This is a genomic window from Virgibacillus sp. LDC-1 (assembly GCF_030137545.1).
Classification (GTDB): domain Bacteria; phylum Bacillota; class Bacilli; order Bacillales; family Amphibacillaceae; genus LDC-1.
In genome coordinates, this window is record NZ_JARUVL010000010.1 from 1 (window position 1) to 12,411 (window position 12,411).

13 protein-coding genes are annotated in these 12,411 nt (G+C 39.2%); 2 read left to right on the plus strand and 11 right to left on the minus strand.

Annotated elements, in window-relative coordinates:
• A complete protein-coding gene (locus QBK89_RS09840) occupies positions 1–93 on the plus strand; it encodes an IS3 family transposase (RefSeq protein WP_481937822.1) in 93 nt (30 codons plus the stop codon).
• A 70-nt stretch (positions 94–163) separates the two neighbouring features.
• On the opposite strand, the gene QBK89_RS09845 is transcribed toward QBK89_RS09840, so the two are convergent.
• Positions 164–1,030 (minus strand): LysR family transcriptional regulator, encoded by an 867-nt coding sequence (locus QBK89_RS09845; protein WP_284140878.1) that lies wholly within the window; start codon positions 1,028–1,030, stop codon positions 164–166.
• A gap of 119 nt (positions 1,031–1,149) precedes the next feature.
• Here QBK89_RS09845 and QBK89_RS09850 point away from each other — a divergent pair, with 119 nt between their 5' ends.
• The gene (locus QBK89_RS09850; protein ID WP_284140879.1) at positions 1,150–1,926 is read left to right on the plus strand and encodes a class I SAM-dependent methyltransferase; all 777 of its coding nucleotides are present in this window, start codon (positions 1,150–1,152) and stop codon (positions 1,924–1,926) included.
• Between the two features lie 82 nt (positions 1,927–2,008).
• Here QBK89_RS09850 and pyrE read toward each other — a convergent pair whose 3' ends face one another.
• The 10 genes from pyrE to ileS all read right to left on the minus strand — a co-directional run bounded on the left by pyrE (position 2,009) and on the right by ileS (position 12,401).
• Positions 2,009–2,623: an orotate phosphoribosyltransferase gene (gene pyrE, locus QBK89_RS09855; protein WP_284140880.1), complete on the minus strand. Its 615-nt coding sequence runs from the start codon at positions 2,621–2,623 to the stop codon at positions 2,009–2,011.
• Entirely contained in the window at positions 2,613–3,320 is a 708-nt protein-coding gene (gene pyrF / locus QBK89_RS09860) for an orotidine-5'-phosphate decarboxylase (protein ID WP_284140881.1), read from the minus strand. The genes pyrE and pyrF overlap by 11 nt, the downstream gene beginning before the upstream one ends.
• Positions 3,317–4,228 (minus strand): dihydroorotate dehydrogenase, encoded by a 912-nt coding sequence (locus QBK89_RS09865; protein ID WP_284140976.1) that lies wholly within the window; start codon positions 4,226–4,228, stop codon positions 3,317–3,319. The genes pyrF and QBK89_RS09865 overlap by 4 nt, the downstream gene beginning before the upstream one ends.
• Complete coding sequence (locus QBK89_RS09870) at positions 4,228–4,980, minus strand: dihydroorotate dehydrogenase electron transfer subunit (protein ID WP_284140882.1); 753 nt, start codon at positions 4,978–4,980, stop codon at positions 4,228–4,230. The genes QBK89_RS09865 and QBK89_RS09870 overlap by 1 nt, the downstream gene beginning before the upstream one ends.
• A 118-nt stretch (positions 4,981–5,098) precedes the next feature.
• The gene (locus QBK89_RS09875) at positions 5,099–6,379 is read right to left on the minus strand and encodes a dihydroorotase (protein WP_284140883.1); all 1,281 of its coding nucleotides are present in this window, start codon (positions 6,377–6,379) and stop codon (positions 5,099–5,101) included.
• The gene (locus QBK89_RS09880; RefSeq protein WP_284140884.1) at positions 6,336–7,259 is read right to left on the minus strand and encodes an aspartate carbamoyltransferase catalytic subunit; all 924 of its coding nucleotides are present in this window, start codon (positions 7,257–7,259) and stop codon (positions 6,336–6,338) included. The genes QBK89_RS09875 and QBK89_RS09880 overlap by 44 nt, the downstream gene beginning before the upstream one ends.
• A 181-nt stretch (positions 7,260–7,440) precedes the next feature.
• The gene (pyrR, locus tag QBK89_RS09885) at positions 7,441–7,989 is read right to left on the minus strand and encodes a bifunctional pyr operon transcriptional regulator/uracil phosphoribosyltransferase PyrR (RefSeq protein ID WP_284140885.1); all 549 of its coding nucleotides are present in this window, start codon (positions 7,987–7,989) and stop codon (positions 7,441–7,443) included.
• Positions 7,990–8,136: 147 nt separating this feature from the next.
• Positions 8,137–9,045 carry an RluA family pseudouridine synthase gene (locus QBK89_RS09890; RefSeq protein WP_284140886.1) on the minus strand — a complete coding sequence of 303 codons (909 nt, stop codon included), beginning with the start codon at positions 9,043–9,045 and terminating at the stop codon, positions 8,137–8,139.
• Positions 9,042–9,515, minus strand: a complete 474-nt coding sequence (lspA, locus tag QBK89_RS09895; RefSeq protein ID WP_284140977.1) for a signal peptidase II — start codon at positions 9,513–9,515, stop codon at positions 9,042–9,044. The genes QBK89_RS09890 and lspA overlap by 4 nt, the downstream gene beginning before the upstream one ends.
• A gap of 126 nt (positions 9,516–9,641) precedes the next feature.
• A complete protein-coding gene (gene ileS, locus QBK89_RS09900) occupies positions 9,642–12,401 on the minus strand; it encodes an isoleucine--tRNA ligase (RefSeq protein WP_284140978.1) in 2,760 nt (919 codons plus the stop codon).
• Positions 12,402–12,411: the final 10 nt, after the last annotated feature.

Below are 12,411 nucleotides of genomic sequence, written 5' to 3' on the forward strand. Positions count from 1 at the left end.
ATTGATTACTACAATAATAAACGGATTAAAGAAAAATTGACTGGAATGAGTCCAGTTGAATACCGGAAACAAACCAGCCAATTATCTGCTTAATAATTTAGTCTAACTTTATGGGTTCAGTACATCGAAAAAATTCGATTGCCCTTTTTTCTCATTCCTTTCTTTAATGCGATAAAAAAGTTTCTTTCGTTAATAAGGATATAAATTCATGAACTTGTGGAAGATCACGGATCCCTTCTTGAAAGCATACCCAGGAATCACGCGTAACCTTCTTCCCTGCTAGCATTAATGGAATGTGTGGATATTCTTCTTTCATGGAATCAGAAACACTTTCTGGTAATACTGCCATGCCAATTCCTTGCTTCATAAATTGCTTACACGTCTCTATTTGATCTACTCGGATTGTTTTCAACGGTTTAATATCGTGTTGATGATGATACAACCAATTGTCCACAAGCTCGTGCATACTATCGTCACTCTTAAATGCGATTAATGGTCTTTCCTTCAACTTCCCTAATGGAAACGGTTCTGTATCAAAAATATATAGTGGATCCTGAAACAGACGGATACATGTACTTTCCTTTAACTTATCTCCGCGAATAATACAAACATGAAAATCTTTATGATTTTTTCGAATATCCTCACTAATTCCTGTTACTAAATCAATTGTTACATTTGGATAAAGAGCTGTGTACTCTCCTAGAATAGCGGGTAAAAAACGCTGACTAATTAATGAAGAACACGCAATGGATAATGTTCCTTGAACTTCACTACTCGAACTAGCAAGTTTATTCACAATCGCCCTTTCGCCATCGATAACTTGTTTAGCATGCTGAAGAATTAACTCGCCTGCTGGGGTCAAAATAAGTCGTTTCGGAGATCGAATAAAAATAGCTTGTCCAAAGTATGCTTCAATATATTTTAATCGTTGTGTTACAGCAGGCTGTGAAATAAGAATCGCCTTTGCTGTACCACGGATCGTTCCAATTTCCTGCAGCTTTAACAATAGTTCATAGTCTTCTATTTTCATCTTCTCACCACCATATAATAAATTATTATCACTTTCTATTATATATTAGTATTTTACTTATTGCACAACTGTTTTTAAACTAAGAATGAGAAAGGAATAACATGGAGAGAAGGGATAGCGTGGATAATAGTAAACTGACGGAAACGATATTTGCTAGAAATACAGAAGAATATATTACTAGTAGTACGCATGCAAACGAAAAGGACTTGAAAACAATTATAGAATGGCTCAAGCCAGCTTCGAACATGGTATGCTTAGATATTGCTACTGGGGGTGGTCATGTTGCAAAACAGCTGGCAATGCATACAAAACATGTTATTGCTTTAGACGTTACGCGGGAAATGCTTTTTGCAGCAGCAAAGCATCTAGAAGACCAGTCAAACATTCTTTATTGTGTTGCAGACGCAGAACAGCTACCGTTTTTGGACAGTCAATTTGATATTGTCACATGTCGTATTGCCGCACATCATTTTTCCAATCCGAATCAATTTATATTAGAAGTTGCTCGGGTGCTAAAACCAAACGGAAAATTCCTGTTAATTGACAATGTTGCTCCTGAGGATACAAAACTAGATATATTTTATAATACGTTTGAAAAAATACGTGACAAGAGCCATGTTAAAGCACATAACGTTTCGAAATGGAGAGGCTTCATCCAACAAAATAAGCTGCAAATTCACAAAGAACATACTCGTAAGAAAACATTGCCCTATAATGAATGGATAGCACGAGCTGGACTAGCGGAAGATGTAAAGAAGAAGCTAGAAGACTATTTGCTAGCAGCACCAGCTGCATATCGAAGTTATTTTCAAATCCAAATGAAAAACAATTCCATTGATTCTATATCTATCGACGAATGGATGACATTGTGTATAAAAGAAAATCCCGATTCCTAAAAGAAATTATCCCATCTAGTTTTATCTTCAACTAGATGGGGCCTTATACATAATTCTTTATGATTGTTGCAATGTGCAACGACTATAATGCTTGTCGCCATTCGAATAATTTCTGCTTTTGATGACGATTAAACTCTCCTCTTGCCTCCATCATCGAAACAAGCTGATCAAAGCTTGTTATCGTTTGAAGGGGAAGCTGTAATGCAGAAAAGCGCTCAGTAGCTACTTGAAGCCCATATGTAAAAATAGCTAGAACACCAATCACCTCTACTCCAGCTCGCTGCAATACTTGCGCAGTTTCAATCGCAGATCCACCTGTTGAGATTAAATCTTCGATCACAATAGCCTTTTGTCCAGGGGTGATTCGCCCTTCTACTTGATTTCCTTTCCCATGTCCCTTCGGCTTTGACCTTACATATACCATCGGAAGATCTAATCGATCTGCTAACCAAGCCGCATGTGGAATACCTGCTGTAGCACAGCCAGCAATAATATCAGGCTTTACATTCATTTCAACAATCATATGTTCAAATGCATCCGTAATTTTCTTACGAATAGCAGGATAAGACATGGTAAGTCGATTATCACAATAAATCGGCGACTGAATCCCTGAGGTCCACGTAAAATATGATTCTGCGTTTATTTGAATTGCTTTGATCTGCAATAAATCTTGTGCTAATTCCCATTCATTCGCCATTATTCCACTCCTTTAATGCTTGTTGATAAGCTTGATGAGGATCAAGTGCTTTTGTAATACTTCGTCCAATAACGAGGATATCTGCTTGCTGTTTTTTTGCATACGCAGGTGTTGCGATTCTTATTTGATCATGCTGATGAGATTGTGCCAATCGGATTCCAGGAGTAACGGTTAAAAATCCCTCCCCACAAGCTGCTTTAATCTGCTTCGCTTCATGAACAGAACATACCACACCATCAGCCCCATTATTTTTTGCTAGCTTAGCAAGGTGAACCGCTTCTGCTTCCATTCCACCTTGGAGGTGCAATTCATTTTTCACAACACCTTCATCCATAGAAGTTAATATTGTAACGGCAATTAATTTTGTCTTTCCATTTGGATTTCCTTGTAATAGTCCTTCTTTGGCTTGTTCAATCATTTTCGCCCCACCAAGCGCATGAACATTAACGATATCCATATTAAGCCTTGCCAGATTCATCATCGCCTGCTTCACCGTGTTAGGAATATCATGCAATTTCAAATCTAAAAACACTGGATAGTTTTCCGCGATTAATTTTTCTACAACACTTGGTCCTTCGCGATAAAAAAGCTCCATTCCTATTTTTACAGGGACTTGCTGTAATCGATGCACCTTTAAAAAGTGCTTCGATTCCTCCCAGCTCGGAAAATCCAGTGCAAGATACATTGAACCCCTCATATCCCATGCCCCTTTCCAATCGCATCCTCGACCGAACGGAATCCGTTTTCCTTTAAGACAGTCGGCAAAGCGTCAATAATTTCTGGACAGACATACGGATTTTGAAAATTAGCTGTTCCAACTGCTACTGCACTAGCACCAGCAAGTAAAAATTCAAGTACATCGGTTGCAGTTGAAACACCACCCATCCCAATGATTGGTATAGAAACATGCTCGTACACCTCATAGACCATGCGAATTGCTACCGGTTTAATGGCTGGTCCTGAAAGCCCCCCTGTTTTATTTGCGAGCACTGGTGTTTTAGAAGGAAGATGTATTTGCATCCCAGTTAGTGTATTTATCAAACTAAGCCCGTCTGCACCAGCCGCTTCCACTGCTTTCGCCATTTCTACGATATTCGATACATTCGGTGATAATTTTACATACACTGGTTTATTACTAACCTTTTTCACAGCCATTGTAACTTGAGCTGCGATGTTGTGATCTGTTCCAAACTGAACGCCGCCAGCCGTTACATTCGGACAGGATATGTTAAGCTCAAGTGCATGAACTGTCTTTACATCATTAAAGGCATAGGCAACGCGTTCATATTCCTCTTTCGTGCTGCCCGCAATATTAGCAATGATACACGTATCATATTGGGCAAGAAAAGGAACCTCTTCCTCAATAATCGTATGCACACCTGGATTTTGAAGTCCAATTGCGTTTAGCATGCCACTTTCTGTTTCCGTAACGCGTGGAGTTGGATTTCCTAGCCGCATATTTTCAGTAGCTGCCTTCATCATAACAGCACCTAATTTTCCTAAATCATAAAATTGACTATATTCTCTGCCAAAACCAAAGCACCCTGAAGCAGGCATTATTGGATTTTTCAGTGATAAACCTGGTAATTCAATCGACGTGTTTATCATAGAATAACCTCCCCTACTGCAAATACTGGACCATCCTTGCATATTTTTTTGTACCCAATTTCATTGTTGGATGGAACAATACATGCAAAACATGCACCAACTCCACATCCCATCCGTTCTTCCATCGAAATATAGCCTGGAACACCTTGTAGGTTGGATGTAACTGCTTTTAGCATGGGAACAGGACCACAGGTGCAAAAAACATCGACTTGTTTCTTATCTGGAAGTGCAGCTGTAACGAGCCCTTTTAAGCCATATGAACCATCTTCTGTCACAATAACCGTCTCTCCTAATTGACGAAACTGTTCCTCATAAAACACATAATTCAAGCTTTGAAAGCCTAATACTGCTGTTATTTGGCAGCCTTGCTTACTCAATTCTTTTCCAAGATAATAAAGTGGTGGAACGCCAATCCCACCGCCAATTAATAAGACCGTTGAATCTTGCATTCTATCTATCGGAAAACCATTCCCTATCGGACCAATTCCATCAATCACTTCATCTACGTGAAGATTTGCAAGCGCGGAAGTCCCTTTGCCTACAACCTTAAATAGGAGCGTAACCGTTCCTGCTTGCTTATTTACATCTGCTATGGAAATTGGGCGTCTTAGTGTATGTCCATTCACAGATAAATGGATAAATTGCCCTGGCTTTGCACACTTACTTACCCGATTATTTTGTAGCACCATTTCGATTGTATCCTTTGCAATTTGGTGCTTTTGTTGAATTCGTAATGGTTCTTTTCTCATCTCTTTACACAGCCTCTTTATTCGTTATAGAAATCAATTTATTATCCCTTTAATATAGTACGTTGCAGTCCACATGAAAAAACGTTTCGGATCGGAAAGCGTCCCATCTGAAGCTTTATCATCGAGTGGACGCTTTAAAAACAATGTTCCCTTCAACGATTGTTAACGTAGGTTGACCTTGCACCTTCCAGCCATGAAATGGGGTGTTTTTTCCCTTCGAAAAAAATTGAGCTCGGTCAATTAAAGACACTTCTTCTATATCTACTACGGTCATATCCGCGACAGCTCCTTCTTCGAGCTTGCCGTACGGAAGGTTAAATACAAGAGCAGGCTTTATCGTTAGCCATTCTACCAATTGCTGTAAGGTTACTTGCTTTGTTTTTACAAGATACGTATAAAGCAACGGAAAAGCTGTTTCGAGTCCAACGATTCCAAATGGAGAATCGAGCATTCCTTTTGCTTTTTCATCAGTAGCATGTGGGGCATGATCCGTTGCAATAAAATCAATTGTCCCATCAAGTAGACCTTCTAATAAGGCTTGTTGGTCTGCTTTACTTCGAAGGGGTGGATTCATTTTAAAATTTGTATCTTTTGTAATGATTGCCGTTTCATTTAATAGAAGATGATGTGGTGTAACCTCCGCAGTTACATGGATCCCTGCTTTTTTTGCATCTCGAATGACACGAACAGATTCCTTTGAACTAACATGGCAAACATGATAATGACATCCTGTTGCTTCTGCTAATAATACGTCTCTTGCAATTTGTACGGATTCACTTAGTTGCGGAATTCCCGGTAGCTCTAATCGCTCACTAACAAGCCCATCATGCACAACGCCACCATACACAATGGAGTTATCCTCACAATGGGCAACAATCGCTTTTCCACAAGCAGCCGCTTCCTTCATCGCACGTAGCATTACATCCGCTGTTTGAATCCCAATCCCATCGTCTGTGAAGGCAAAGGCCCCTTCCTCAGCAACTGCTCTAATTTTTGTTAGTTTTTCACCTTGCAAACCTTCCGTAATTGCTGCATATGGAAGCACCCGAACGCATGCCTTTTCTTTTATTTTTTTTTGTAAAGACCGTATTTGTTCTACATTATCTGGAACAGGATTTGTATTAGGCATCGCACAAACGGTTGTAAAACCACCTCGTGCTGCTGCTTTTGTACCTGTTTCAATTGATTCTTTATGCTCGCCACCCGGCTCACGCAAATGAATATGAACATCAATAAAACCTGGCAACAATAGCTGGTTATCGCAATCGATGACTTGATCTACTTGTGAATGAAGCGCTCCGCCAATCGAAATAATTCGATCGTCTTCAATTAATACCTCACAGTTTTCCGTTGTATTATCCGGCAATAAACGCTTGGCGTTCTTTAGCAGCATGCGCATTGGTAATCCCCCATCCTTCTAATAAGTGTGTTATTACAGCCATCCTGGCATAAACCCCATTCTCCATTTGCTTAAAAATTCTTGAGCGATTACATTCTACTAAGGATTCATCTATTTCAACTCCTCTGTTCACTGGAGCGGGATGCATAATGATAGCATTCGGTTTCATTTTACGTTCACGTGCTTTTGTCATTCCATAATGCGCTAAATAGTTTTGTAATTCTTTTTTATTTGCATGACGCTCATGCTGGACACGAAGTAGCATAATCACATCACAGCGTTCAACTGCTTCATCAATCGTTAAGGCTGGAATTTCTAAACAAGGATCTTCAAATCCAGGTGCAGCACTAATGAATACATTCGCCCCTAACCTTTGCAAGGCTTGCGCATTGGAATGTGCAACTCTACTGTGCTTAATGTCGCCAACAATTGCGATATTCAAGTTTGAAAAATCTCCAAACTCTTGATAGATTGTTAGTAAATCAAGCAAGCATTGCGTAGGATGCTCTTTCGTTCCAGCACCTGCATTAATAACTGGAATTGCCATTTTATCCGCGAGCCCTTCTATCCAATTATCATCATGATGACGAATAACGAGAAGATTTGCTCCAATCGCCTCAAACGTTTTCGCTGTATCGTACAATGATTCTCCTTTTTTTATACTAGACGTATCTGCATGAAAATCGATGACTTCCATTCCTAATTTTTTCTGGGAAACGATAAAGCTCATGCTCGTTCTCGTACTCGGTTCAAAAAATAAATTCGCAGCAAATAAAGGAGTATCTATTTTTCTTTCATTTTTCCGATGCTGTTCTGCACTTTCTAATAACGACATGATTTCCCCCACAGATAATTGATCTAATGAAATAAAATGTTTCATAGCTTCCTCCTTAACAATAGTATGAAATTTCATCCCACAATCCTATTGGTCTTTGTTCAGCTCCATAAAAAAACTCTTTGCGAATTTTAGTCGCAAAGAGATGAACGTATCCTTATCTAGCAATACGTAAGCTGTGCGACCTTGTAAATCTCGCTGGATTTTCTTAAAGGTCTTTCGATATTTAAACTTTTTCATATAGACTAACAGAATCATCCTGCTCATCAGTTTCCTGTAATTGAACGACGATAATCTCCTGATCCGATGTTGGAATATTTTTCCCCGCAAAATCTGCTCTTATCGGTAACTCTCGATGTCCTCGATCAACAAGCACTGCTAATTGAATTTGCGAAGGTCTACCAATATCCATTACTGCATCCATTGCTGCTCTTACTGTTCTTCCTGTATAAAGGACGTCATCAACTAAAATTACTTTCTTCCCAGTAATGTCGATCGGAATATTTGTATCCTTTAACTCTGGATCATTAGACTCAACCGCGATTTCTAAATCATCACGATACAAGGTAATATCTAATTCTCCTAAAGGTACTTCCAAGCTCTCAATCCGTTTAATATTATCCTGTAACCTTTTAGCAAGCGGGACCCCACGAGTCTTAATTCCTACTAAAATGATATCCTCTCCACCCTTATTCTTCTCCAGAATTTCATGTGAAATCCTAGTCAGCGCACGATGGATAGCCGAATGATCGAGTAAATCGGTTTTTTTTCGCATGCCACCACTCCTCCCAAAAAAAATTCCCTTTCTCCACGAGGAAAAAGGGATAAACAATAACGAAGATATCCGTTCCCTTGTAGCCTCACAGGACTATATTAAAGGTTCGATTCATTGTTATTATTATTCCAAACTCTACAACCGTTGTCAATACATATTCTTCATATCGTCTAATAATTGGTTAAAATATGCTGGAGCATCGACTTCAAATCGCATCCTCTCTCCAGTTCTAGGATGCTGGAAGCCGAGCACCTTGGCGTGAAGTGCTTGGCCGTTGATTTGCAAGGTTTTTCGTGGTCCATACTTTAAGTCTCCAACGAGTGGATAACCTATATACCGCATATGCACCCGAATTTGATGGGTTCTTCCTGTTTCAAGCTGACACTCAATATGTGTAAATTTTTCAAATCGATGGATGACCCGAAAATGGGTAACTGCTTGTTTTCCCTTATCTACAATTCCCATTCTTTGACGATCATTCGGATCTCTGCCAATTGGGGCATCAATCTTTCCGTGTTCATGATGAATAACCCCATGAACAAGGGCTTCATATTTGCGTTCCATTTGTTTATCCGCTAATTGCTCTGCTAAATGAATATGTGCCTGATCATTTTTTGCTACAACAAGTAAGCCACTTGTATCTTTATCAATTCGATGAACGATTCCAGGCCGTTCGACTCCGTTAATCCCCGATAAGTCATCACAATGAGCCAATAACGCATGAACGAGTGTACCAGTTTGATGACCAGCGGATGGATGAACTACCATACCCTTTGGCTTATTTACAACTAATAAATCACTATCCTCATACATAATATCTAATGGGATGCTTTCTGGCTCTAAATTCAAAGGAACTGTTTCTGGAATTTGCCACTGAATAACATCCCCTGATTGGCATTTATAATTCGGTTTGACAATCTCTTCATTCACTGTAACATTTCCGTCTGTAATCCAAGCTTTAATTTGTGAACGTGATATTTCTGGGTTTATCGACGACATTAATTTATCAATTCTTGTTTTTGCCTCCGTATCGGCGACAACATGCTGAAAGCTCATTTAGCTGTTCCTTTCCGTTGTTTCTTTTCGTCTATTATTGTAGCAATAATTACCATTCCTACGCCAACGACTAATGCTGCATCGGCAACATTAAAAATTGGGTAGTCATAATTAAATAGGATAAAATCAAAAAAATCGACAACCTCTTTCCGAAACAAACGATCAATAAAATTACCTATTGCTCCGCCTAAAATAAAACTCAGCGCAATTGCTAGTAACTTACTTTCTCTTGCAAACTTCTGAAGGTAATAAACTACTGCTATAACGACAATAATCGTAATGATATAAAAGAATACCATCTGGTCTTGTAAGATTCCCCATGCTGCTCCTTTATTTCGGTGGGAGGTAAGATAAAAGAAACCATCAATAATCGGTATTTGTTCATACAACTCCATATTTTTTACAACAAGCCATTTTGTAAACTGGTCAACGGCAATTATGCTTGCTGCAATAAGGTAATACCATATCATGCGCCATCCTCCGTTATATTCAATTTGTACATCGTTTCGAATCATCTGTGTCATATTAAAAGGCTGTCCGCAATGGATTTGTTTATGCACCTTTTCCATGGGACAGCCTAGTAGCTTACACCGTAATTAAGACGAATAATTTGTTTTTACGATATCCGCACAACGCGTACAAAGGGTTGGATGCTCCTGATCTTTTCCAACTGTATTGGAAGCAACCCAGCAACGTTCACATTTTTCTCCAGTATGCTTTTGAACTACAATATCAACATAGCGGAAAGGTTTCGCATTTTCATCCTTCTCTACAATTTCTGCCTCTGACACGATAAATAATTGGTGTAGATTCGGAATCGACAATAAGATGTCTTTCGTTTCTTCGTCTTTTGGCACAAGCGTAATTTTTGCCTCTAACGATTTCCCGATAACCTTTTCATTCCTTGCTTCCTCTAGCGCTTTAAGCACATCGTCACGAACGAGCATGAAGTGGTTCCATTTTGTTTCCTCTTGAACGTCGAACTGTGCAATCTTTCTTGGCTCTGGAATATCAGTTAGCTGAACACTTTCTTCCGTAACACCTGGAATATACTCCCATACCTCATCAGCAGTATGTGGAATTATTGGTGTCAACAGCTTCACTAATGTTGTTAAAATTTCATAATAACCGGTTTGAATACTTCTTCTTCTATGATTGTCTTTTGCTTCAATGTATAATACATCCTTCGCAAAGTCTAAATAGAAGGAGCTTAAATCATCCGCACAGAAGTTATGGATGCGATGAAAGATTGGCGAATATTCAAATGCATCATAGCTTGCACGCACATCTTTTACTAGCTGCTGTAATCGATAGATCATAAAACGATCTACTTCCTCTAGGTTTTCCTCTGCTACACGATCTGTCTTCGGATCAAAATCTGCTAAATTTGCAAGCATAAAGCGGAAGGTATTTCTAATTTTACGATAAGCCTCCGATGTTTGCTTTAAAATATCGTCCGAAATTCTAACGTCAGCCTGATAATCAACGGAAGCAACCCACAAGCGTAAAATATCGGCACCAAGCTGCTTTAGAACCTTAGATGGCAAAATCACATTTCCTAATGACTTACTCATCTTACGGCCATCTCCATCCATAACAAATCCGTGGCTTACTACATTTTTGTAAGGTGCCTTACCGGTAACAGCAACTGCAGTTGATAAGGATGAATTAAACCAACCACGATATTGGTCACTTCCTTCTAAATACAAGTCTGCAGGTCGCTGATGATCGTCTCGTCCTTCAAGAACTGCCTCATGCGATGAACCCGAATCAAACCATACGTCCATAATATCGGTTTCTTTCGTGAATTTTCCGTTCGGACTATGCTCCGATGTAAATCCATCTGGAAGTAATGCTTCTGCCTCTTTTTCAAACCATATATTAGATCCATGCTCTTTAAACAATTGAGAAACATGATTGATGGTTTCATCCGTAATTATTGGTGTTCCATCCTCGCCATAAAAGACAGGAATCGGAACCCCCCACGTACGTTGACGAGAAATACACCAATCCTCCCGATCACGGACCATATTATAGAGACGTGTTTCTCCCCATGCAGGATACCAATTTACTTTTTTAATTTCATCTAAAATATTTTGACGAAAATCCTTAATCGATGCAAACCATTGCGATGTTGCTCGGAAAATCGTCGGTTTTTTTGTTCTCCAGTCATGTGGATAAGAGTGTGTAATAAATGAAAGCTTTAGAAGCGCTCCGACCTCTTCTAATTTTTCCGTAATTGGTTTATTCGCTTGATCATAAAATAATCCTTCAAAGCCAGGAGCTTCATTTGTCATAACTCCTTTTTCATCAACAGGACACAATGCATCGATACCATAGCGCTTCGACACGTAAAAATCATCTTCCCCATGACCAGGTGCAGTGTGTACACAGCCAGTACCAGCATCTGTTGTCACATGATCTCCTAGCATCACAAGTGAATCACGATCATAAAACGGATGCTTGGCAACAACTTTATCTGCCTGTTTTCCGACAAACGTGCGAATCGTTTCGCTGTTTTCCCAGCCTAATTCTTCAGCAACTGTTTCCAATAATTCTGTAGCTACGACAAAATGATTAGCACCCACCTTCACAACCGAATATTCAAGCTCCGGATGTAAGCTAATTCCTAAATTCGCTGGAATAGTCCAAGGTGTTGTCGTCCAAATAATAATTTTTTCTCCGTTCTTCAATACATCATTTCCTTCTTTTACATCAAACGCGACATAAATGGAAGGAGATCGCTTATCTTGATATTCAATTTCTGCCTCTGCTAAAGCAGATTCAGATGATGGTGACCAATAAACAGGCTTTAATCCTTTATAGATATAGCCTCTTTTAGCCATTTCACCAAATACTTTAATTTGAGCTGCCTCATAATCCTTTGTTAATGTAATGTAAGGATTATCCCAATCACCACGAACACCGAGTTGCTTAAATTGAATCCGTTGATTATCAATTTGGTTCATTGCATAGTCAGCACATTTTTGTCTAAACGCTGCAATACTCATTTTTTTACGATCGACTTTTTTATTTTTTGTTAAAGCAGCTTCAATCGGTAGTCCGTGCGTATCCCACCCAGGGACATATGGCGCTTGAAAACCCGTCATTGATTTATAACGAACGATAAAATCCTTTAATATTTTGTTTAAGGCATGACCAATGTGCAGATCTCCATTCGCATATGGGGGACCATCATGCAAAATAAATAACGGTCTTCCTTTTGTTCGTTCTTGAACCTTTTCATATAAGTTGTTTGCTTCCCATTCTTGTTGCCTTAATGGTTCTTTATTCGGTAAATTTCCACGCATCGGAAAATCTGTCTTAGGCATAAGTAATGTTTCTTTATAATCCATCATAATTTCC

Bases quoted from the DNA above. Each gene is read 5' to 3' on its own strand.
- lspA (WP_284140977.1), bottom strand. From the start codon at position 9,515: ATGATATGGTATTACCTTATTGCAGCAAGCATAATTGCCGTTGACCAG.
- pyrR (WP_284140885.1), bottom strand. From the start codon at position 7,989: ATGCGAAAAAAAACCGATTTACTCGATCATTCGGCTATCCATCGTGCG.
- QBK89_RS09875 (WP_284140883.1), bottom strand. From the start codon at position 6,379: ATGCGCATGCTGCTAAAGAACGCCAAGCGTTTATTGCCGGATAATACA.
- QBK89_RS09880 (WP_284140884.1), bottom strand. From the start codon at position 7,259: ATGAAACATTTTATTTCATTAGATCAATTATCTGTGGGGGAAATCATG.
- QBK89_RS09870 (WP_284140882.1), bottom strand. From the start codon at position 4,980: ATGAGAAAAGAACCATTACGAATTCAACAAAAGCACCAAATTGCAAAG.
- pyrF (WP_284140881.1), bottom strand. From the start codon at position 3,320: ATGAGGGGTTCAATGTATCTTGCACTGGATTTTCCGAGCTGGGAGGAA.
- QBK89_RS09845 (WP_284140878.1), bottom strand. From the start codon at position 1,030: ATGAAAATAGAAGACTATGAACTATTGTTAAAGCTGCAGGAAATTGGA.
- QBK89_RS09890 (WP_284140886.1), bottom strand. From the start codon at position 9,045: ATGAGCTTTCAGCATGTTGTCGCCGATACGGAGGCAAAAACAAGAATT.
- ileS (WP_284140978.1), bottom strand. From the start codon at position 12,401: ATGGATTATAAAGAAACATTACTTATGCCTAAGACAGATTTTCCGATG.
- pyrE (WP_284140880.1), bottom strand. From the start codon at position 2,623: ATGGCGAATGAATGGGAATTAGCACAAGATTTATTGCAGATCAAAGCA.